This window comes from Flavobacterium litorale (assembly GCF_019613795.1).
In the GTDB taxonomy this organism is placed as follows: domain Bacteria; phylum Bacteroidota; class Bacteroidia; order Flavobacteriales; family Flavobacteriaceae; genus Flavobacterium; species Flavobacterium litorale.
The window spans coordinates 249,736-272,500 of record NZ_CP080429.1 but is presented as its reverse complement, the minus strand read 5'-3'; the positions used below and the strand labels follow the sequence as shown (position 1 = coordinate 272,500).

Sequence of the window (22,765 nt, the reverse complement as noted above, 5' to 3'; positions counted from 1 at the left end):
GGTGCTCCAAACTCCCTAGAGTTAGTTAGAGAGTTTGATTTGTACGATGGAGAACCTTATACCTATGATATTTCTATAACCAATAGTTGTGGTAATGAGTTTGGTAATGCTGGCGTAGTTGTAAACCTGCTCCCAACACTTTCTGATAATGTTGAAGATGTAGAGTGCGGAAATAAAATACTTACTTTAAGCGCTAGCCAGTTTAGTCCTCCATATTTTTTAGAGTTTACAGCTGTGCCCGATGGTTTTAACCCTGATGTTTTTAATACAATCCATCCAGGTCCTTTCAATACCAGTTCTGCAGTCTACGGATCCGAGGAAAATTCTATGCCCGAAGGTAGTTATACTGTAGTTTTAACAGATAATTGCGGACGGACAGCATCAGCAGAGTTTGATATTGTAAACGAAATACCAACACCAGTTTTTTCAGCTCGTAACAACGGTTGCTTTTCAGATTCAGGTAGAATTTCAGTTTCTGTTGGCGATAGACAAATTGCTATTGCAGAAATATTACAAGCCCCTGATGCATATGTTAACACCCTTTCTGTTCCCTTACCCCAAGATGTGTCTTCTTCCATTAATAGTAGCGGCCGGTTACTATTACTAAATATGCCCTTGGGTACCTATTTAATTCGTATTACTGATGATTGTGGTGATATATACGAAGATTTTGTTACTGTACCACCGTTTACAGAGCAAGAATTTACCATAACACCGTCCTCTGATTGTACCATAGGTGTAGGGGCTATTGCAATAACAAGTGGTAACGCTAACCTGAATGATATCGTATTGGTAACGGCACCTGCAGGTTATGAGGGTACCTTGCCTGAGAATTTATCAGCAAGTATAGATAATGTGTCGGGAGATTTCTTTTTGGATAATTTACCAGAAGGGAATTATATTTTTGTAGCTACTGATGTTTGTGGTATACAAGCTCAGGTTACTACAACTGTAGTAGGTTATCAGCCTTCTGAAAATCCGTTTACATTTGTACCCAATTGCGGTTCTTTTGATATAATAATGACGGATAATGCTGTTTCATCCAGCACACCTTCATATTGGTTACAGCGATTAATAAATGCTGAAACGAATGAGTGGGGGCATCCCGATACGGGGGCTGTATATCCAGATGGAACTGTACCTGATGAAGGTAATTCCATAACACTGCAAAACAATACTACCATCTTTAATTTGACTTTTACGGGAGATTTTAGAATCCTGAAATCATTTGAAACTTTTGGTAATGGTACAGAGCAAAAAAATTGCTTTGAAGAGTTGGGGTTTTTTAACTACTTCAATCAACCCCGAATTAATGGTGTTTACAATATTTCGTGCTCTGATAACCCAGATGATATAGTTATAGATGCCGATGGAATACCACCACTTAATTACAGAATAGAAGATCCAGATACGAATGCTGTTATTCTCGATAATGGTACAGATAATACATTTTCGGGTTTGGCAGCAGGTACTTACCGATTTGTGGTAGAGGATGATTGTGGCAACGTATCGCGCTTAAATCAGAATATAAATGTACTTCCAGATTTAGTAGTGGCCACACAACCTGATAATCTTTTTCATTGTATTGATATGGGCGATGAGCCAACTCTCTCTCACGAATTTGATTTATCGGTACTTAACAGTACTATACTGGGCGACCAAAGTGAAGCCCTTTATGAGCTGACGTACCACGCTTCTTTGAATGACGCTAATGCTGGAGAAAATCCATTGCCAGATTTGTATACGGCTACAGGAAATACAACTACTATTTATGCAAAATTAATACAACGCTTTATTCCTATTTGTGATGATATTATTTCGTTTGAATTAGTAATAAATCAAAATCCTGTATTAGATGTGCAAGAACAATACTATTTATGCGACGATGGTACAGTTACATTATCTGCAGGTAACGGTTATGATAGTTACTTATGGTCTACCGAAGAAACTTCTCCATCCATTACCGTTAATGAAACAGGTACGTATACCGTTACAGTTGCTGATGGCGAATGCGAAACTACAACCGAAATATTGGTAAACTTATCATCTGTAGCTACTATAATTGATACTACTACTGTAGACTGGACGTATAATAATAACGCCATTATGGTAACAGTATCTGGTGCGGGCGATTACGAGTTCTCAATTAATGGAATTTTATACCAAGCAGAAAATACATTTACAGGTTTAGAAACAGGAGTGTATACCTTATATATTCGCGATCGTAATGGCTGTGGTGTTATAGAGGAAGAAGTAGTGTTACTAAACTACCCTAAATTTTTTACTCCTAACGGTGATGGTGTAAACGAAACCTGGAGAATACCTTTTTCATCTTACGAGCCTGACTTATTTGTTTATATATATGACAGATACGGGAAGTTAATTACAGGTTTTGATGCTTTAAATCAAGGCTGGGACGGTACTTACAATGGTAACAAACTACCCTCTACAGACTATTGGTTTGTAGTTACACGCCAAGATGGGCGTACGCATAAAGGACATTTTGCTATGGTACGATGATAAGCTACAATAAAAAAATCCTCATATATAAACTATATGAGGATAAATAATTCTACAAATTTCTATATAAAAAATTACTAACTCTTTACAATTACTCTAAGGAAAGATATCTCCTCTTTCAAATGTTGTATTTCCGATCGTAAACTCTCTACAAGTATATCATAAACCTCTTTATTGTTATTAAGCTTGTCAGTATTCTCAGTCGCTACAACAGTATCGGTCTCATTAAATATATGCGATATATTAGTGTTTAGTATGCGTACTATTTTTAGCAACTTTACTACATTAAGTCTGCGGTCGTCTTTCTCAAGTCGTCCATAATTACTTTGGGTAACATCAAGCTGCACTGCCATAGCTTCTTGCGTTATCCCTTTCTCTTCTCTAAGTCTCTTGATTTTTTGTCCAATTACATTCATAATAGCATTAGTTTTAGTTGAATTTTAGTTGAAAAATAACGAATCGTTAGGATTATTATTGAATAAATAATGTTACATTTGAATTAAGAAATTACATAATAGATATTACTGTAATTAATTTATCAATTTGTTTTTTAATTACTTACAAGAAGTAATAGTATAAAAATAGTAAACTACATATAATAGCGGGGGCGCGAATTATTATTTTCGATGTAGTGCTTGTTTTACTCGATGAAAAACAAGTAAATAATAACTAACGTAATTATCTTTTGATAATTATTTTTTGAATTTATTTAAAAAATTAACTTTATGAAAATCTGGATTTATGACAATCAATTTGGATATTTTGATTTGTTAAAAAGTAACGCCCCCCTGAATTTCGACTTGCAGCACCTTACTGCTAGTAATCGTATTACCAATTCCGATGCGGATTGTTTGGTTTTTTTTCTCAACGATGAGTTAGAGCTTATGGATTACATAAAGCTGCAACGCCCATACATGAAAACAATACTTTGTTCTCCATTAGAGAGTGGTGCAATACTACAACGGGATGGCGATTTTATACATATAGATGTTAATTTAGATAAAAACCATCTGGTAGATTCCATACTCCGTTTGGTTGAACTGAATACCCAATACACAGAACAAGAAAGCATAAAAAAAGCCAGCTATTAAAGCTGACCTTTTTTATTTGTAATTGTTGTTATAATTATTGTGAGATAATTGACCTTGAAATTACTATTTTCTGAATTTCAGACGTTCCCTCATATATCTGCGTTATTTTAGCATCACGCATTAATCGTTCTACATGGTACTCTTTAACGTACCCGTTACCGCCATGTATTTGTACAGCCTCTACTGCAATATCCATAGCAGCCTGCGATGCATATAGTTTTGCCATAGCACCACTAATATCGTAGTTATTTCCGTTATCCTTATCCCATGCTGCTTTAAGGCAAAGGTGTCTTGCAGCCTCAATATTAACCGCCATATCGGCAAGTTTAAACGCAATAGCTTGGTGGTTACAAATTTCTGTACCAAAAGCTTTACGCTCTTTAGAGTATTTAAGAGCTAACTCGTACGCTCCAGATGCTATACCTAAAGCTTGCGACGCAATACCTATACGACCTCCAGATAGTGTTTTCATGGCAAATTTAAAACCAAAGCCATCTTCGCCAATGCGGTTTTCTTTTGGTACTTTAACATCTGTAAACATTAGCGAGTGCGTGTCCGATCCTCTAATACCTAACTTTTGCTCTTTAGCACCAATCTCAAAACCAGGCATGCCCTTTTCAATAATAAGGGCGTTAATACCTTTATGTCTTTTCTCAATATCCGTTTGTGCTATTACCAAATAAACATCGGCAGTACTACCGTTGGTAATCCAGTTTTTAGTACCGTTAAGCAAATAATGGTCGCCTTTATCTATAGCTGTAGTTTTTTGCGATGTTGCATCACTACCCGCTTCTGGCTCTGACAGGCAGAATGCGCCTATAATTTCGCCCGTAGCAAGGCGTGTAAGGTATTTTTGTTTTTGTTCTTCTGTACCAAAAGTTTGTAATCCCCAACAAACAAGAGAATTGTTTACAGACATTACTACTGAAGCAGATGCATCTATTTTAGAAATCTCTTCCATAGCCAACACGTACGATACCGTATCAAGCCCGCTACCCCCATATTTAGGGTCAATCATCATACCCATAAAACCAAGCTCGCCCATCTTTTTAATCTGTTCTGTAGGGAAAGTTTGGGTTTCATCTCTTTCTATAACACCCGGAAGTAATTCTGTCTGTGCAAAATCTCTAGCCGCTTGTTGTATCATCAAGTGCTCTTCAGTAAGTTTAAAATCCATAAGTATCTAACAGTTTGTTTTCTTGTTTTTAAAGTGCTCAAATGTACTTAATAATTGCCAATTTTTCAACTAGAATGAGTAATTTTAGCCAGATGGAGAAGCAAAGCTATAACGTTATCGGAGTAATGTCTGGAACATCCCTTGACGGGGTCGACTTGGCTCATATTTCGTTAGTTAAGTACAACGAGCAATGGAGTTACACCATACACCGAGCAACTACCGTTGCGTATACTCCAGAATGGGTAGAACGGCTCAAGTCGGGTATCAATTTTAAGCTTGCTGCGTTGCGTAAACTTAACGAAGATTATACTGTGCTACTGGCAGGTATTATAAACACATTTATTAATAAGTACAATATAACGGTTATAGATGCTGTTTGCTCGCATGGGCACACTATATTACACCAACCACAAAATGGGTTTACATTGCAAATAGGCAATTTGCCTACTATAGCTGATATGGTTAAACAGACTTTTGTTTGCAATTTTAGGGTGCAGGATGTGGTTATGGGTGGGCAAGGCGCACCATTGGTACCTATAGGCGATAGGCTTTTATTTACTGAATATGATTTTTGTTTGAACCTCGGTGGCTTTTCTAACATATCGTTTGAGGAAAATGGCAAGCGTATTGCTTATGATATTTGCCCTGTAAATACCGTATTAAATTACTATGCCAATAGTTTGGGATATGCTTATGACGATGGTGGTGCTATAGCTGCAACTGGGCAAGTACTACCAGAATTACTGAGTGCATTAAATGCTATTGATTATTATGCAATGCCTTATCCAAAATCGTTAGGGTTTGAGTTTGTTAAAGCAATTGTATTACCCGTTATGGAGCAACATAATAGCAGTATAAAAAATAAGCTATGTACATTTATAACCCATTGTGCTATGCAAATTGCTAGGGCAATTGTAAGCAAAAATTCAAAGGGTAGCTTGTTAATAACAGGGGGAGGGGCGTACAACACTTTTTTAATTGCAAAAATAAAAGCACTTTTACCTAATACAAAAGTTACTGTACCCGATGATGATACGGTACAGTACAAAGAGGCGTTGTTATTTGGTTTATTAGGTGTGCTAAAACTACGTAATGAGGTAAATGTTTTGTGCAGTTATACAGGAGCTAAAACCAACCATAGCTCTGGTGTGGTGTTATACCCTAAAGCATCCCCATCTTTTTAATAGTTTCTATAAGTTCGTAATCATCACCACCTTGTTCTTCCAGCAGCATGTTCTTCATACGTGCTTTTCTTTTTTCTATAGCGCTAAGCGATAACGGTACGTAGTTAGGAATATTTTTGGTTAATATTCCCTCAGAAAGGCGCATGAGTATTTGTTTATCGTAGCTATCTAAGTTAAAGTTGTCAAAAACCTTATCCTTCATGGCTTTCCTAATCTTATTACTCAAATAGGTTTCGCCATCCTCAAAAACAATTTTAAAGGCATTTAAAAACTCATCGATATCAATATCGCTTTTGCATAAAATGCCTCTAGGGTTTATTTCCTTTATAAGCCTGTCTACCAATGCAGCTTCGCTATGCATTGTAAGTATAATTATAATACAATCAGGAATTATGGCTTTTATGAGTACACCAAGGTCAAACCCTGAAAATATGTTTTTTTCGGGGTAAGGAGGTAAACTCAAATCGAGGTAAGCAATGTTAAACGGGTTCTCATCCGTTACCGATTGGGTAATAATGTTATAAGCATCTTTACAATTTAATGCTTTAGTAAAATTTAAGTTGCGCCCTTCAAAGTTTTCTTCAGATAATACGTTTACATATCCGTTAACCGTCATAGGGTGATCATCAACGATTAAAATGTTCAAATTCTGTGACATAGAGTTTGTATATCTACAAAATTAACAAATTTTACGGGAAAACCGTAAAATTGTCAACCCCTTTATAGGTAAATTTCTCAAAATTTTCCCTAATTTTTTTTTCAGTGCAATATTCGTACTTAATAATAGATGACAATGAAGCCCACGTTAAAGAGATACTTTCTTTAATGGAAGGCTTTCCTGAGTACTATTGTGCTGGTGTTGCAACTACTAAAGAGGAAGCTGTAAATAAAATACTAGAGCTAGAACCACAAATGGTTTTTACAGAAATAGCTTCCAAGAAAAAAAGTAGCCAGCTCTCACTATCTATAATAACTGAATTGCATCAGTTTTTAGATAGGTTGCCTTACTTTGTGGTAGTAACGAGTACGCCCAAACATGCTTTTGATGCTATGAAAGCAGGAGTATCCGATTATTTGCTTAAACCGCTTATATCTTTTGAGTTACGCAAAACATTGCTGAAATTCCAAAAAACAAATCCTGTAATAGCCAATAATACTATATGCATACGCTCTTACGGCGATTATCAGTTTATATCGTTGCATGATATTGTTTACTTAAAAGCAGATAATAATACTACTGACTTTTATTTGCAAAATGGCAGAAAACTTACTGCTTATAAAACATTAAAGCACTACGAGGCAAATCTGCCCCTGTTCTTTTTCCGTATACATAACAGCTACATAGTTAATAGTAACTATATCTCTCGTATAAACACAGGCAAATCGTTATGCTACCTTAGCCATAGCGATATTTCGATATCATTTTCTAAAACTTTTAAAGAAAATGTGGATGCCATTATTCGTAAAATAGCCCCCGAATATTTGTAATACAATAATCCACCCTTTAAACCAGTCGAGTTACTAGCAGATGAGTATGTTCTACTAAACGTGCTGTAAATCATTATGCTATAAGTATTTCTGCTCGTACATTTGTACCAGAAATAATTGCTAAAACGATTGTTTTTATAGTATAGAAAACGAATAGTTAATCACACACACATCTTTAAAATTTTATTATTATGAAAAAAAATCTTCTAATTTTAGGTCTGGTAGCATTTTTAGGTTTAACAACTGTTTCTTGCTCTACGGACGACAGCGACATGGAAACTCAAGCGGATGGTATTCCTTTTAACGGGGGAACTCAAAACCCTAATGATAACGGAGATAAAGACCTTCCGAAGCCACCTATGAAGCCATAATTGTATAATTAGCATAAAATTAAGTATTTTTGAGGGCAATGGTATAAAACCATTGCCCTCAAAAATTTGTATACACTTCAAAAAATAGTCGCAATTTTGGTTATACTACTGTATGCCACATCTTGCAGTTCTCCTGAGGATAAAGTATTATCTCAGACTAAAGCAGGAAAATACCTAGACGAATCCAATAATACTGGGCTAGAAGTTGGCGAACGTCGTAAATATGTCGATTCGGCCTATATGGAGTTAAAATCCAATAAGCAAAACGATTCTGTTACCCGCTATCTGTACAGCCGTACAATAGCAGCATACTATAATCTGGATTTATACGATAAATCATTAGTGGTTAGTAATGATGCTCTCGAAATGGCAACAGAGGTTGAGGATACGTTAGATATAGCTAAAACGCTGTATAGAATTGGAGATATTTATTACGCAAAATCCAATAACGATACTGCTTTTTATTATTATGATAAAGCCGAAAAACTTTATCTGGATTTAGATGAACCTGGAGGCTTGGGAGAGATTATTCTTTACAAAGCGTACATATACTACAATATTGGGGAGTATGTGCTTTCCGAAGTGCAAGCGTTTAAAGCATTGGAGTTACTCCAAAAAGATAACAGAACAGTACACATTTACAATTGTTATAACTTAATAGCATCGGCACTGGACGGGCAGAACAATACCAAAGAGGCACTTGCTTATTACAACGATGCTTTTCAGTACCTAGACAATTTTAGAAACGAAGGGTATAGCGAAGCTAATATCGAAATTTACAAGGCTTCATGCTACAATAATATAGGAGGTGTTTACATTAAGCAGGGTGATTACCAAAAAGCCATTGATATTTACAATGAAGCTTTACAAATTAACGATTTAAAAAACAGAGCAACCTACCTGTATGCAAAACTCCTGAACAATTTAGCCTACGCCAAGTTTAAGGCAGGAGATGATAAAGACTTGCCCGACCTCTTTTATGAATCGTTAAACATACGCGATAGTATTAACAATACATCGGGTATTGTGGCAAGCAGTATTCATTTAGGAGAGTATTTTGCTTCTGAACAAGATACTGTACAAGCCCTAAAATACCTTAAGAATGCCTATAGTAATGCAAAAAAGATAAAAAGTCATTTTGATATTTTAAATAGCCTAAAGTTACTTGCCGAACTTGATAAGGACAGGAGTATTTACTATTCCAACCGTTATATTACAGTAAACGATAGTTTACAGGATATGGCGCGTGCCAACCGAGAGAAGTATGCACGTATTGAGTACGAAACAAATAAACTCCAAAGTGAAAAAGAAGCACTCGTAAAAAGAAATAGCCTTATAATTGGCGCATCTGCCATAGCGTTATTATTTATAGCGGCTGTTTTTATAATTTACTACTTAAATTCACGCAATAAAGAACTACTCCTAATTCAAGAACAACAAAAAGCAAATGAGGAGATATACCAGTTAATGAATGAGCAACAAACTAAAATAGACCTTGCTCGTAAAGAAGAAAAAGACAGAATAGCCATGGAGTTGCACGACGGTATTTTAAATAATATTTATGCCGTTCGGCTCAACCTAGAATTCATCAATAAAAAAGCAGACGAAGAAGCCATACTAAAACGAAAAGGATTTATAAAAGACTTGCAAAAAGTAGAAACTGAAATACGGGCTGTATCACATGATTTGAGCAAGAACGCAATGCTGCAACAAGAAAAAAGTTTCGAAAATATATTGCAGTACATGATTGCTAGTCAGAAAAATGACTTTAACACGGTGTTCGAGAGTGATATAGATAGTACTGTTAACTGGGATGTGCTCTCCAATATTCTTAAAGTTAATATATACCGAATTGTTCAGGAAGCCCTGCAAAATATAAACAAGTACTCACAGGCTAACTTTGCCAAAGTAACCATAGAGAAAGAATCGGATAGTATAAGCGTTACCATATTGGATGACGGTATTGGGTTTGATACACAAACTTCAAAAGGAGGTATAGGACTCAAAAACCTTAACAAGCGTGCACTCGCATTAAGCGGTAATATCGAAATAACATCACAGGTAGGAAACGGCTCAATAATTAAAGTTACATTCCCAATCTAACACAAAACAAAATCAGAACACCTTATAGCCCCGCAGTTTTTTTGCGGGGTTTATTTCATATATTTGTGTCGATTAATAAAACCACAACAAATGAAAGACTTATTAAGTAAATTCGAGAATAAAGAACCCGAAATAGTATTTAACTGGAAAGATAGTGAAACAGAAGCCGAAGGCTGGACTGTAATAAACTCGTTGCGTGGTGGTGCAGCAGGAGGAGGAACCAGAATGCGAAAAGGGCTTGATATGAACGAAGTACTTTCGTTAGCCAAAACAATGGAGGTAAAGTTTAGCGTTTCGGGACCAGGAATAGGTGGTGCTAAATCGGGAATAAACTTTGACCCCGCCGATCCTCGTAAAAAAGGAGTACTACAAAGATGGTACAAGGCTGTTTCGCCATTGTTAAAAAGTTACTACGGTACAGGGGGCGACCTTAATGTAGATGAAATTCATGAGGTTATCCCGATGACGGAAGAATGTGGTGTATGGCATCCGCAAGAAGGTGTTTTTAACGGACATTTTAAGCCCACTGAGGCAGACAAAATAAACCGAATAGGACAATTGCGCCAAGGTGTAATAAAAGTTATAGAAAACCCTGATTTCTCTCCAAACGTAGATAAAAAATATACCGTTGCCGATATGATTACTGGGTACGGTGTAGCAGAAGCAGTACGCCATTTTTACAGCATATACGGAGGCGATGTAAAAGGCAAAAAAGCTATAGTACAAGGTTTTGGTAATGTAGGCTCGGCAGCAGCATTTTACCTAGCCGAAATGGGTGCAAAAGTAGTAGGTATTATAGATCGTGATGGTGGTGTAATGAACAAGGATGGTTTTACCTTTGAAGCGATAAGAGACTTATTCCTGAATAAAGATGGCAATAAGTTAGTAGCTAACGATATGATTCCGTTTGAGCAGATCAACAAAGAAATTTGGAGTATGGGTGCTGAGATATTTGCCCCTTGTGCGGCGTCTAGGCTTGTAACCAAAAATCAAGTTGATAGTATGATTGATAACGGACTCGAAGTTATCTCATGCGGTGCTAATGTACCTTTTGCAGACAAAGAAATCTTCTTTGGTCCTATTATGGAAGCTACCGATAGCAAAGTAAGTTTAATACCCGATTTTATTTCTAACTGTGGTATGGCAAGAGTTTTTGCCTACTTTATGGAGAAAAAAGTGAGTATGACGGACGAGGCAGTATTTAAAGATACATCCGAAACTATACAACGTGCCATACAAAATGTACACGCACAAAGTAGTGCCAAAACAAACATAAGCCATACCGCTTTTGAGATTGCCCTTAAGCAATTGGTATAAGCATTGTATAAATAAAAATAGTAATTTTAATGGCAGATATTCTGCCATTTTTTTGTTTACATGAACTATAAAGAAACTTTATCTTGGATGTTTAGCAGATTGCCCATGTACCAGCAACAGGGTGCTTCTGCCTATAAAAAAGACCTCAGTAACATAATTTCACTCTCAAAATACTTAGGTAACCCAGAGCAGAAAATAAAAACAATACATGTAGCAGGTACTAACGGCAAGGGTTCGGTATCGCACATGCTGGCAGCCATATTCCAACAAGCAGGCTACAAAACAGGGCTGTATACTTCGCCGCATTTAAAAGATTTTAGAGAGCGCATTAAAATAGATGGTAATAATATTTCCGAAGATTATGTTTGCAACTTTATTAATAGCAACAAACCTTTTTTCGAGGCAAACAACCTTAGCTTTTTTGAAATGACTGTTGGGCTAGCGTTTGATTATTTTGCTTTTGAAAAAGTTGATATAGCCATTATAGAAACTGGAATGGGAGGGAGGCTGGATGCTACCAATATTACAACACCATTAGTTGCCGTTATAACAAATATTGGCTTGGATCATACCCAGTTTTTAGGGACTACAACGGCAGCTATAGCAGGCGAAAAAGCGGGCATTATAAAAAGAGATATTCCTGTAGTTGTTGGCGAATATACTACCCAAACAAAACCTGTTTTTAATGCTGTAGCAAGCAAGCAAAATGCTCCAATTTACTTTGCGCAAGATGTAGAGCACAACACGTATCCATCCGATTTACTGGGTAACTATCAGCAGCAAAATCAAAAAACAGTATTACAAGTATTAAAAGTGGTACAACCACATTTTATTATTACAACAGAAGCCATTAAAAAAGGCTTGTTACATGTAGCGACTACTACACACTTTATGGGCAGATGGCAACAATTGCAACACAACCCTACTGTGGTTTGCGATACGGCACATAATCCGCATGGATTGCAAGTTGTACTACAACAGTTAGCAAAACAAAAGTATGATGTGTTGCGAATTGTTTTTGGAGTAGTTAAGGATAAAGATTTATCGGATATTTTACCTTTGTTGCCCAAAACAGCACAGTATTATTTTTGCAAGCCAAACCTTTTAAGAGGTTTAGATCCTTTAGTATTACAAAGCCAAGCAAGCAAGTTTGGTTTGGTAGGAAAAGTATATAATTCGGTGCCAGAAGCTTACCAAGCAGCCCTAAAAGATTCATCTGAAAACGATTTTATATATGTAGGCGGTAGTACTTTTGTGGTAGCAGAAATTTTATAATTTTTTAAAATTATGTTTGCAAAAACCAAAAACTAAACTATATTTGCACTCGCAATAACAAACAAGGTAATACTTAATGGTTGTTGCAAATACGGGCGATTAGCTCAGTTGGTTCAGAGCATCTCGTTTACACCGAGAGGGTCGGGGGTTCGAATCCCTCATCGCCCACAAAAAAAGCAAGCTATTATAGCTTGCTTTTTTTATTTAATATATTCCGTTTGGATTTACAAACTATCCAAAATACGTTCTAGTGCCATACCGCGTGATCCTTTTATCAGCAGCGTATTATTTTGGGTGTCTACATTTTTAAAGTAATAACTAAAATTCTCGAAACTTTCAAAAAAGTAAATATGCTCTGCCTCAATTTTATTCTCAAAAAATGACTTCCCTATAAAATAGAAGGTTATATAGTTAGTGTTTAAGGCTACGTCAATTATTTTTTTATGTTCTACTTCGCTTTCTCTACCAAGCTCGAACATATCGCCTAATATGGCTATTTTATTTTTGCCATCCAACTGTTCAAGGTTAGTTATGGCAGCCCGCATGCTACTCGGGTTTGCATTGTAGGCATCGAGTATTATTCTGGTATTATCTTTTTGGATAATTTGCGAACGGTTGTTATTAGGAACATAGTTTTCGAGGGCATTTTTAATGTTTGCCTCATTTATTTTAAAATAAGTTCCAATGGCAATAGCTGCACTTATGTTCGTTGCATTATAAATGCCAATTAAATTGGTTTTTATTTTTGTCCCTTTATAAGTAACCTCTACCATTGGGTTTGCTGTTACATACTCAATATTAACATCGCAATTGTAATTGTTTACAGCAAATGTAAAGCGCGATATTGTAGCTGTCTTTTCTTTCTGTATGACATCATCCAGATTTACAAAAACAGTTTTTACAGTATCTTTTAAGTAAGTATAAAGCTCACTTTTACCTTTTATAACCCCTTCATACCCTCCAAAACCTTCTAGGTGTGCTTTCCCAAAATTGGTAATATAGCCAAAATTAGGCTCGGCTATACTACATAAAAATTCTATTTCTTTCTGGTGGTTAGCACCCATCTCTACAATGCCTATTTCTGTTTGTTCTGTAAAGGATAATAGTGTTAGTGGTACACCAATATGGTTGTTGAGGTTACCCACTGTTGCGGTGGTAGTATATTGCGTGGAGAGTACAGCATTAATAAGCTCTTTGGTAGTGGTTTTTCCGTTACTACCTGTTAATGCAATAATGGGTAAGCCAAGTGTTTTCCTGTGAAAGTTAGCGAGTTTTTGTAATGTGGTAAGTGTATTATCTACAAGAAGTATTCTTTCGTCAGTCTGGTATTCAGGTTCATCAACTACAGCATATTTAGCTCCTTTAGCTAATGCTTCTGTTGCAAATGTATTGGCGTTAAAGTTAGCTCCTTTAAGTGCTATAAATAAGGTGTCTTTCTCAATTTTTCGGGTATCGGTAGCTACCGATGCACATTGCTTAAAATAGCTGTAAAGTTCTGCTATGTCCATATACATAAAAAAATAAAGCCCTAATATAGGGCTTTATTAATTATTTTGAATGTAGAAACTATGATTAATTTCTAGCTGTTTTTTTGTTTGATTTTGGTCCTACTTTAGACATTGCACATCTAAACCCAATGTAGTCTGTAGCCATATCTTGTGGGAAGTATCTTCTTTGCGAAGGATCTAACCAGTAGGCTCTATCTCTCCAAGAACCACCTTTAAATATTCTTACATTGTCGTTAACTAATGTAGTTCTGGTTGATGACTCATCCCACTGACGCTCCATGTTACCAATACTATCTGCACCTACGTAGTGTTTTGGAGAATCGTACATTTTTCTGTTGTCATCAAGTCCATCTTCTTCATTGGCATCATAGCTAAAGTAACGAGAAGATTGTACATCACCATCTCTGTAGTTTCTGTTATCACTTCTGGTGTAGTTTTGTCTTAGGAAAACATCGTCAGCAGTAATTTTTTCTTGAGCAATTTGTCCTGGTAAGTTTCTGTATTGTATACGTCCGTTACTTAGTGTGTCGTACTCTATAGTTTCGGCAGTTACAATTTCTGCTCTACCGTCTTCACCAATTTTGTTTTTCATGTAAACATTACCTCTGTAGTAGTTAAAGTCGTTACCCTCATCATCTACTATTGGTCGGTATACATCGGCAACCCACTCTGCTACGTTACCTGCCATATCGTATAAACCAAAGTCGTTTGGTGGGTACGATTTAACGGGTGCGGTAATATCGGCGTTATCGTCAGACCATCCTGCAATTCCTCCGTAGTCACCTTTACCTTGCTTAAAATTAGCAAGCTGGTCACCTTTACTTTGTCTTTTACCATTACGCGTATACTGCCCTTTCCAAGGGTATTTTTTATTACCTCTGTATAGGTTGTATTCACGGTTACCTACAAGTGCAATAGCTGCGTATTCCCATTCTGCTTCAGTTGGTAGTCTGTACTCAGGTAATATTAAACCCGATGTTCTTTGTGCATATACGTTTGTAGCTTCATCGTCTCCTGCAAGTTTATTTCTAACTCCTTTGTAAACAATTTCTTCGTTACCACCGTAGCTTTTGCTAGGGCTCTCTAGGTATGCCTCTGTACTAAATGTACTTTCTGCAGTAACATCTAATATTTTAGCATCTCTTTTTAAATAGCCTTCTCTTTCAAGAACAGACTCATTTACACGGTCGGTTCTCCACTTGCTAAACTCTACCGCCTGAATCCAGTTTACACCCACTACAGGGTAATCGCCGTAAGCAGGGTGTCTTAGGTAGTTGTTAGTCATTGTTTCATTATAACCAAGCGCAGCTCTCCATACCAATGTATCAGGTAGTGCACCTACATAAATGTTTTTATAGTTTTCTTCACTCGGAGGATACACTCTTTTTAACCAATCTAAGTACTCCATGTACATAACATTGGTAACTTCGGTTTCATCCATGTAAAACGACTGTACGTGTTGTTGTGTTGGGCTATTGTTCCAATCGTGCATAACATCGTCAGATACCCTACCCATTGTAAACGTTCCTCCTTCTACCTCAACCAATCCAGGAGCAGTCTCCTGCTGCTTGTATTTAGAGTTGTGTTGGAATCCGCCTTTCTTGTCATTGATTTTCCAACCTGTAGCCGTAGATGTGTTACTGCTACCGCCAGATCCTTTTTTACTACAACCAGTAAAACCAACTGTTATGGCTAATACCATAAACAATTTTAAAGCAGTGTTTTTGTTAATTCTCATCTTTGTGTAGGTAATAATTTTTCGAGCCGCAATATAATAATTAACCATTAAACCGCAACACGATTTTAAAATTTTTAATAAAATTCCAAATTTATGTTAAATGTGTCTTTCTAAAACGCGCTTTTTAAACTAATATTGCATCTTGCGCCTGTTAAAAATAAATTTAATACTTTTTGTAATATATTTTTACTATCAGCGTTCTGTCAAAGTGATGAAATACCGATTACTGTTACACATATTATTATATAGCTTATTTTCAATCCCTTCGTTTGGGCAGCAGAGTGCTGTTTTTACACTAGAATGGAAAGATAACGTGCCGTCGTTTGTGGGCGATGTTGCTATAACATTACCCGAGTTCCAACCGCAATATATGTATTATGATGCAGATAACAAAAAACTATACTTTTCTACCAACATTCCTGTTGCAGCATCAGTAAGCCCAAGTTCACTACGATTATCCAATATTGTTTATGAGAATATTACAGCCGCACAACTAGGCGATATAAGCCCATCGCAACTCGATGCTACTGTTAAAGCGACGCTAACCCCGCAAAAATCTCGAAACCAATGGTACGCCAAACTAAAATTGTGCCCGATTATTAAACAGGGCGGTAGGTACAAACGTGTTAAATCGTTTACATACTCCTATAGTTATGGCGCTCAGTCCCGAAATGTACAGACGCCTAATAACTTTACATCCATATCCAACTCGGTATTATCATCAGGAGCTTGGTACCGTTTTTATGTAAAGAAATCAGGAATTTATAAAGTTACGAGAGGTTTTTTACGACAGTTGGGTTTTGATACAAATACGGATCCCAGAAATATTAAAATATACGGCAATGGCGGGCGCATGCTGCCCTTACTAAATGAAGTGGAGTACCCTGCCGACCTTGCCGAAAATGCCATACAGTTTATAGGTGAAGAAGATGGACAGTTTGATAGTAACGATTACATATTATTTTATGCTGAGGGGGTAGACAATTGGAATACGGATAGTAAAACCCATAATAACTTGTTTGCCGATAGGTCGTACTACTACGTAACATCGTCAGGAGGAGCGGGGAAACGTATTACCACCATGCCAGAACCTGTGGCTGCACCAGACGTTACTACATCTACTTTTGATGAATATGTATACCACGAAGAAGACCTTATTAGTATTGCGCGATTGGGCAGAAAATGGCACGGCGAACAATTTAATATTGAAAACGACCAAGAGTTTGATTTTGAGATACCCGATATAGTACCAACCGAAGCAACAATAATGGTTAGTGCCGCTGCCAATTCCATAAACCCAACAAGTATGTCGGTTACCGTTAACGGGCAGGATTTGGGCAGTTTAAATTTTCAGCCAAAAGGGCAGTACGATTTTGGTTACGATGGCTACCTTAGTGCCACGTTTACACCCAATAACGAAGATATTACGGTAGCGTTAGACTACAACAATAGCGGCGTACCTACATCCAACGCGTGGTTGGACTACATTATAATAAAAGCAAAAAGAAGTTTACGGGGTACTAACGACCAGTTCCGATTTACATACGATGATGCCGCAAACAACATAGGTGTCATACAGTACGATTTTACCAATGCATCGAGTATAGATGCTGTTTGGGATATTACCGATATTTACAATACAACACAGGTAGCCGTAAACAATGCCTCGCAGTTTTCGTTTAAAGCTACTATGGGCGAAGCCCGAAAATACATAGCCGTAGTATCGTCAGATTATTATACCCCCACACGAGAGTCAAACGCTCGGGTGGCCAATCAAAATCTAAAAGGCACCATATTTAATAATGAGCAGGGGCAATTTGAAGATATAGATTATTTAATTGTAACCCCTGAGTTTTTACAGTCGCAAGCAGAATCGTTAGCGAATATTCACAGAGCGCAATCCGATTTAAATGTAAAAGTGATTACGCTAGATAAAATTTATCAAGAATTCTCGTCAGGAAAACAAGATATAGGCGCAATCCGAAACTTTGTAAAATACATTTACAACAACGCCTCGTCCGAAGAAAACAGAATTAAATATGTAAATCTGTTTGGCGATGCCTCTTTTGATTTTAAAGACAGAATACCAAACAATACCAATATAGTACCCATCTATCACGATTTTGATCCGTCAAATGTGGGGCGTAGTAACTACAGTATCGTAACCACATACGTTTCGGACGATTTTTTTGTAATGATGGATGAAGGCGAAGGAGCAGGTACTGGTGCTGCTGATGTAGCTGCTGGGCGTATGCTGGTAAGCACTACCCGCCAAGCAGAAGAGATGGTAAATAAAATTGCCGAGTATTTAAGTGAAGAGTCGTACGGTAGATGGCGTAACGAATACCTCATTATTTCGGACGATGCTGATGAAAGTAGTGATGCCAGTTTTGTACCCGAGCAAGAAGGGTTAGTAGCTGAGATACTCGAAAACCGTCCTTTCATAAACATGCGAAAAGTATACATCGATTCGTACGTGCAACAAGCCTCATCAGGTGGAGAACGTTACCCTGATGCCAAAGAGCAAATTATACGCTCCATAAACTTTGGTACACTCGTAGTAAATTATTTAGGGCATGGTAGCGAAAATGGTATAGCAAGCGAGCGCCTTTTAGAGGCTGCCGATGCACAAGCATTTACAAACAGGTTTAAATACCCATTGTTTATAACCGCTACTTGCGACCTTACTAAATTTGATAACCCTTACCGAACTACAGCAGGAGAAGAAATATATTGGAATCCAAAAGGTGGTGCCATTGCCATGATGACCACTACACGTGCTATTTTTATAACTGCAGCCATAAGTTTTAATACCCAATTAGCATCCCGATTATATGCTTTTAACGGAGGCGAATATCCATCTATGGCAGAAGCATTACGCTTGGCAAAATCAAACCAAGAAACCTATAGGTTAATAGCCTTTGTTGGCGACCCTGCATTAAAACTAGCGGTACCAGGACCAAACGTTGAACTTACTGCCATAAACAATGTACCCGTTGCCGATGTTACCCAGCCCCTACGCTCGTTGGAATATGTAGAGCTTTCAGGTAACGTTACTACCGAAGGCGGTACACCCATAACCAGTTACAATGGTGAGCTGGAAGTAACCGTTTTTGATAAAGACATCCAGCGCGAAACATTAAATAATGATAATATCTTAACCACAACAACCGAGTTTAATACGTTAGGAGAAACTATCTTTAGGGGTAGCGCTACGGTTACCAATGGGCAATTTACATTTGGCTTTGTAGTACCCAGAGATATTCGTATTCCTGTAGGAGCAGGACGTGTAAGTTTTTACACCAAACGGAATAACTTACTGCAAGACCAAACAGGCTACAGTAATGATGTGCAAATTGGTGGGATTAACCCAAACGCAGCCGAAGATAGCACAGCACCAACCGTTAGGTTGTATATGAACGATGAGTCGTTCGTATCAGGAGGCATAACAAACGATTCGCCGATAATGCTCGCTTTCCTAGCCGACGAACACGGTATTAATACAGCAAGTGGTATTGGGCACGATATTATAGGAATATTGGATGGTGATGAAACCAATCCGTTTTTAATGAACGATTATTACGAGGCAAATGCTGACGACCATACCCGTGGACAAGTTCGTTTTCCGTTCGCAGACCTTGAAGAAGGTTTACATACCCTAACCTTTAAAGCTTGGGATGTATATAACAACTTAGTTACTGCCGATATACAATTTGTAGTAGCAGGCAGCGATGCATTGGAGTTGGAACGGGTGTTAAATTACCCCAACCCATTTACAAGTTACACCGAGTTTTGGTTTAACCATAACCGACCGTTTGAACCGCTTGATGTGCAAGTGCAAGTATTTACCGTAACGGGTAAAGTGGTAAAAACAATTAACCGTACCATAATTACAGATGGTTTCCTTTCGAGAGAGATAACATGGGACGGTCGAGATGATTTTGGCGACAAAATTGGCAAGGGTGTTTACATCTATAAACTAACCGTCAGGTCTTCTGCAACCAACAAAACAGCACATAAGTATGAAAAGCTTGTATTGCTATAAAAAACACTATATTTGTTACCTTTAAAATTTGGAAAAATAGAAATGAAAAAGATTATTTTATTTGCTGTGTGCCTATTAGGAGTACAAATGGCAAAAGCACAAAATGAAAGGGCTATTACTACAGGAGTACCTTTTTTATTAATAGCTGCCGACGCAAGAGCTGCAGGTATGGGCGACCAGGGTGTAGCAACCTCTACAGATGCGTATTCTCAGCAATGGAATCCTGCAAAATATGCTTTTGCGCTTGATGGGCAGGGAGTAGGATTTAACTATACGCCTTACCTTACCGAGATAGCAGGCGATATATCGTTGGCACAGCTAAATTATTACAACAGATACAGCGAAAGAAGTGCCTTTGGAGGTAGTTTTCGTTATTTTGGACTAGGAGATATTGAGTTAAGACAAAGCCCCGACGATCCTGGTGTGATACGTTCTCCCAACGAGTTAGCGGTAGACCTTTCGTATTCACTTAAATTAAGCGAGCGTTTCTCTATGGCAGTTGCAGGGCGCTTTATAAGCTCTAACCTACGAATTCCAGAAGCCTCTGGAGGAGGCGATGCTACCGCAGCAAATACATTTGCATTTGATGTGGCAGGTTTCTACCAGTCCGAAGAAGTAGCGTACAACGATTTTAACGGGCGTTGGAGAGCAGGTTTCAATTTCCAAAATATGGGACCAAAAATTAACTACGATAACGACGAAGACCCAAATAGTGCCAACTCTAACTTTTTACCAGCCAACATGCGATTAGGTGGAGGTTTCGATTTTATTTTCGATGAGTTTAACAAAGTTGCAGTAAACGTTGAAATTACTAAACTATTAGTACCAACACCTCCTGCACTAGTAGCAGCAGTTGATGCTGATGGCGATGGCGAAATTAGCGATGACGAGCAAGATAGTGCTGATGCACAGTACGACCGAGATTTATTGGATTATAATAAAACAAGTTGGGTATCGGGTATTTTCGAGTCGTTTGGCGATGCGCCTGATGGTATTAGAGAAGAACTAAAAGAAGTTACCTACTCGTTAGGTGCAGAGTATACCTACCAAGATTCATTTGCTTTCCGTTTGGGTTACTTTAATGAGGACGACTCAAAAGGAGCACGTAAATTCTTTTCACTTGGGGCAGGATTTAAGTACACCATTGTAAAAGTAGATGTATCATACCTGTTCTCGGCATCACGTGTGCGTAACCCACTAGAAAACACACTCCGTTTTTCGCTTACCTTTAACTTTGGCGATAAAACGTACGACGAATATTAATACATGGATAGCATAAAAATAGCCTCAACCTTTACCGTTTACAATTCGGAAAACGAACTTCCTAACGATGTAAAGGCACTAATGCAACAGGCAGTTGCGGTAAGGCAAAAATCATATGCGCCTTACTCAAAATTTCACGTAGGTGCCGCGTTATTGCTAGATAATAAAGAGGTTGTATTAGGCTCCAATCAAGAAAATGCAGCATACCCCTCTGGGCTTTGTGCCGAGCGTGTAGCCGTTTTTTATGCAGGAGCTAAATATCCTGATGCAAAAATTTTAAAAATAGCCATCTCGGCAGCATCAGAAGAAACAGTAGTAAAAGAACCCATCCCGCCCTGTGGTGCATGCAGGCAATCTGTAGCCGAGTACGAGATGAAGCAAAACAGTCCCATAGAAATTTACTTTATGGGCGAAACAGGAAAAATATACAAATCAGATTCGCTCAAAAACCTACTTCCTATGGTTTTTGAAAGCAAATATTTATAACAACAAAAAAAGGATTTCGTTAGGAATCCTTTTTTTAATTTCTTTTTTGTGGTAACCACTATAAAAAGGCAAAATACTTTGGTATATTTTTTCAGTTATAAATCCTAAATGTTATTTTTGCTTTTCGCAAATTTGTGTGAGGAAACTTTTTGCGTAAAAATCACATTTTTAAAATCACATTAGTAACAATTATTCAGGGATGAAAGAAATTACAAAAGAAGTTTATCTGAAGTGGTACGAAGATATGCAGTTTTGGAGGAAGTTTGAAGACAAGCTTGCTGCTTTGTATATTCAGCAGAAAGTTAGAGGTTTCCTTCACTTATATAACGGTCAGGAAGCAGTACTTGCAGGTGCATTACATGCCATGGACTTATCAAAAGATAAAATAATAACAGCTTACCGTAACCACGTACAGCCTATAGGTATGGGTGTAGATCCGCGTAAGGTTATGGCAGAGCTTTTAGGTAAAGCAACAGGAACATCACAAGGTTTAGGAGGCTCCATGCACATATTCTCTAAAGAACACGGTTTTTATGGAGGTCACGGTATTGTAGGAGCACAAATACCCGTAGGTGCTGGTATTGCATTTGCCGATAAGTATTTTGAAACAGGCGGTGTTACCCTAACCTATTTTGGAGATGGTGCTGCAAGGCAAGGTTCGTTACACGAAGCCTTTAACATGGCAATGCTATGGAAATTACCTGTAGTATTTATTGTAGAGAATAACGGTTATGCCATGGGTACATCAGTAGAGCGTACAGCTAACCATACCGATATATGGAAATTAGGGCTGGGCTACGAAATGCCATGTGGTCCTGTTGATGGAATGAACCCTGTAAAAGTAGCTGAGGCAATGCACGAAGCTATTGAAAGAGCCCGAAAAGGCGAAGGTCCTACATTCCTTGAAATGAAAACGTACCGTTATAGAGGGCACTCTATGAGTGATGCACAACATTACCGTACCAAAGAAGAGGTAAAAGAGTACCAGAAAATAGACCCCATTACCCAAGTGTTAGATATAATTAAAGAAAACGATTATGCTACCGAGGAAGAAATTGAGGCAATAGATAAAAGAGTTAAGGATAAGGTAAGCGAATGTGAACAGTTTGCCGAAGAATCTCCCTACCCAGATGCCAACGTAATGTACGATGTTGTTTACGAGCAAGAAGATTATCCATTTTTACCCCATAAACTATAAA

The 22,765-nt window shown here is 37.6% G+C and carries 17 protein-coding genes and 1 tRNA gene (1 of these 18 cut by a window edge); 13 read left to right on the top strand and 5 right to left on the bottom strand.

The annotated features are described in order from the left end of the window. Positions 1-2,520: the 3' portion of a T9SS type B sorting domain-containing protein gene (locus K1I41_RS01235; protein ID WP_220640875.1), read on the top strand. Its footprint begins 753 nt before the window's first position; the window shows 2,520 of its 3,273 coding nt (coding positions 754-3,273); the start codon falls outside the window, past its left edge; it ends in the stop codon at positions 2,518-2,520. A gap of 77 nt (positions 2,521-2,597) precedes the next feature. Here K1I41_RS01235 and K1I41_RS01230 read toward each other — a convergent pair whose 3' ends face one another. Continuing rightward, the gene (locus K1I41_RS01230; protein WP_220640874.1) at positions 2,598-2,936 is read right to left on the bottom strand and encodes a helix-turn-helix domain-containing protein; all 339 of its coding nucleotides are present in this window, start codon (positions 2,934-2,936) and stop codon (positions 2,598-2,600) included. A gap of 309 nt (positions 2,937-3,245) precedes the next feature. On the opposite strand from K1I41_RS01230, the gene K1I41_RS01225 reads away from it, so the two are divergent. Then, on the top strand, positions 3,246-3,611 hold the full coding sequence (locus K1I41_RS01225) for a hypothetical protein (protein WP_220640873.1): 366 nt from the start codon (positions 3,246-3,248) through the stop codon (positions 3,609-3,611). A gap of 34 nt (positions 3,612-3,645) precedes the next feature. On the opposite strand, the gene K1I41_RS01220 is transcribed toward K1I41_RS01225, so the two are convergent. After that, entirely contained in the window at positions 3,646-4,788 is a 1,143-nt protein-coding gene (locus tag K1I41_RS01220) for an acyl-CoA dehydrogenase (protein ID WP_220640872.1), read from the bottom strand. Positions 4,789-4,829: 41 nt separating this feature from the next. On the opposite strand from K1I41_RS01220, the gene K1I41_RS01215 reads away from it, so the two are divergent. Beyond that, positions 4,830-5,972: an anhydro-N-acetylmuramic acid kinase gene (locus K1I41_RS01215; RefSeq protein WP_309508874.1), complete on the top strand. Its 1,143-nt coding sequence runs from the start codon at positions 4,830-4,832 to the stop codon at positions 5,970-5,972. On the opposite strand, the gene K1I41_RS01210 is transcribed toward K1I41_RS01215, so the two are convergent. Beyond that, positions 5,950-6,630, bottom strand: a complete 681-nt coding sequence (locus K1I41_RS01210; RefSeq protein ID WP_220640871.1) for a response regulator — start codon at positions 6,628-6,630, stop codon at positions 5,950-5,952. The genes K1I41_RS01215 and K1I41_RS01210 overlap by 23 nt on opposite strands. A 104-nt stretch (positions 6,631-6,734) precedes the next feature. Between K1I41_RS01210 and K1I41_RS01205 the strand changes: the two genes are divergently transcribed. From K1I41_RS01205 to K1I41_RS01180, 6 genes are all read left to right on the top strand, one after another. Next, positions 6,735-7,460, top strand: coding sequence for a LytR/AlgR family response regulator transcription factor (locus K1I41_RS01205; RefSeq protein WP_255566949.1), 726 nt, complete (start codon positions 6,735-6,737; stop codon positions 7,458-7,460). Positions 7,461-7,651: 191 nt separating this feature from the next. Continuing rightward, positions 7,652-7,831 carry a hypothetical protein gene (locus tag K1I41_RS01200; RefSeq protein ID WP_220640870.1) on the top strand — a complete coding sequence of 60 codons (180 nt, stop codon included), beginning with the start codon at positions 7,652-7,654 and terminating at the stop codon, positions 7,829-7,831. A gap of 96 nt (positions 7,832-7,927) precedes the next feature. Continuing rightward, entirely contained in the window at positions 7,928-9,934 is a 2,007-nt protein-coding gene (locus K1I41_RS01195; RefSeq protein WP_220640869.1) for a tetratricopeptide repeat-containing sensor histidine kinase, read from the top strand. Positions 9,935-10,024: 90 nt separating this feature from the next. Further along, positions 10,025-11,251, top strand: coding sequence for a Glu/Leu/Phe/Val dehydrogenase dimerization domain-containing protein (locus K1I41_RS01190; RefSeq protein ID WP_220640868.1), 1,227 nt, complete (start codon positions 10,025-10,027; stop codon positions 11,249-11,251). Between the two features lie 60 nt (positions 11,252-11,311). Then, positions 11,312-12,526, top strand: coding sequence for a bifunctional folylpolyglutamate synthase/dihydrofolate synthase (locus tag K1I41_RS01185; RefSeq protein ID WP_220640867.1), 1,215 nt, complete (start codon positions 11,312-11,314; stop codon positions 12,524-12,526). 93 nt (positions 12,527-12,619) lie between these two features. Beyond that, positions 12,620-12,694 (top strand) — tRNA-Val (locus tag K1I41_RS01180). A gap of 56 nt (positions 12,695-12,750) precedes the next feature. On the opposite strand, the gene K1I41_RS01175 is transcribed toward K1I41_RS01180, so the two are convergent. Then, positions 12,751-14,034 (bottom strand): UDP-N-acetylmuramoyl-tripeptide--D-alanyl-D-alanine ligase, encoded by a 1,284-nt coding sequence (locus K1I41_RS01175; protein ID WP_220640866.1) that lies wholly within the window; start codon positions 14,032-14,034, stop codon positions 12,751-12,753. Positions 14,035-14,098: 64 nt separating this feature from the next. After that, positions 14,099-15,772, bottom strand: a complete 1,674-nt coding sequence (gene gldJ, locus K1I41_RS01170; protein WP_220640865.1) for a gliding motility lipoprotein GldJ — start codon at positions 15,770-15,772, stop codon at positions 14,099-14,101. Between the two features lie 211 nt (positions 15,773-15,983). On the opposite strand from gldJ, the gene porU reads away from it, so the two are divergent. The 4 genes from porU to pdhA all read left to right on the top strand — a co-directional run bounded on the left by porU (position 15,984) and on the right by pdhA (position 22,764). Then, on the top strand, positions 15,984-19,817 hold the full coding sequence (porU, locus tag K1I41_RS01165; RefSeq protein WP_220640864.1) for a type IX secretion system sortase PorU: 3,834 nt from the start codon (positions 15,984-15,986) through the stop codon (positions 19,815-19,817). A 42-nt stretch (positions 19,818-19,859) separates the two neighbouring features. Further along, positions 19,860-21,080 carry a type IX secretion system outer membrane channel protein PorV gene (gene porV / locus K1I41_RS01160; protein ID WP_220640863.1) on the top strand — a complete coding sequence of 407 codons (1,221 nt, stop codon included), beginning with the start codon at positions 19,860-19,862 and terminating at the stop codon, positions 21,078-21,080. Between the two features lie 3 nt (positions 21,081-21,083). After that, positions 21,084-21,566, top strand: a complete 483-nt coding sequence (gene cdd, locus K1I41_RS01155) for a cytidine deaminase (protein WP_220640862.1) — start codon at positions 21,084-21,086, stop codon at positions 21,564-21,566. Between the two features lie 199 nt (positions 21,567-21,765). Next, positions 21,766-22,764, top strand: coding sequence for a pyruvate dehydrogenase (acetyl-transferring) E1 component subunit alpha (gene pdhA / locus K1I41_RS01150; protein WP_220640861.1), 999 nt, complete (start codon positions 21,766-21,768; stop codon positions 22,762-22,764). Position 22,765: the final 1 nt, after the last annotated feature.

Coding starts and splice junctions, on each gene's coding strand:
- K1I41_RS01230 (WP_220640874.1), bottom strand. CDS start 2,936: ATGAATGTAATTGGACAAAAAATCAAGAGACTTAGAGAAGAGAAAGGG.
- K1I41_RS01225 (WP_220640873.1), top strand. CDS start 3,246: ATGAAAATCTGGATTTATGACAATCAATTTGGATATTTTGATTTGTTA.
- K1I41_RS01220 (WP_220640872.1), bottom strand. CDS start 4,788: ATGGATTTTAAACTTACTGAAGAGCACTTGATGATACAACAAGCGGCT.
- K1I41_RS01215 (WP_309508874.1), top strand. CDS start 4,830: ATGTACTTAATAATTGCCAATTTTTCAACTAGAATGAGTAATTTTAGC.
- K1I41_RS01210 (WP_220640871.1), bottom strand. CDS start 6,630: ATGTCACAGAATTTGAACATTTTAATCGTTGATGATCACCCTATGACG.
- K1I41_RS01200 (WP_220640870.1), top strand. CDS start 7,652: ATGAAAAAAAATCTTCTAATTTTAGGTCTGGTAGCATTTTTAGGTTTA.
- K1I41_RS01190 (WP_220640868.1), top strand. CDS start 10,025: ATGAAAGACTTATTAAGTAAATTCGAGAATAAAGAACCCGAAATAGTA.
- K1I41_RS01185 (WP_220640867.1), top strand. CDS start 11,312: ATGAACTATAAAGAAACTTTATCTTGGATGTTTAGCAGATTGCCCATG.
- K1I41_RS01175 (WP_220640866.1), bottom strand. CDS start 14,034: ATGGACATAGCAGAACTTTACAGCTATTTTAAGCAATGTGCATCGGTA.
- gldJ (WP_220640865.1), bottom strand. CDS start 15,772: ATGAGAATTAACAAAAACACTGCTTTAAAATTGTTTATGGTATTAGCC.
- porU (WP_220640864.1), top strand. CDS start 15,984: ATGAAATACCGATTACTGTTACACATATTATTATATAGCTTATTTTCA.
- porV (WP_220640863.1), top strand. CDS start 19,860: ATGAAAAAGATTATTTTATTTGCTGTGTGCCTATTAGGAGTACAAATG.
- cdd (WP_220640862.1), top strand. CDS start 21,084: ATGGATAGCATAAAAATAGCCTCAACCTTTACCGTTTACAATTCGGAA.
- pdhA (WP_220640861.1), top strand. CDS start 21,766: ATGAAAGAAATTACAAAAGAAGTTTATCTGAAGTGGTACGAAGATATG.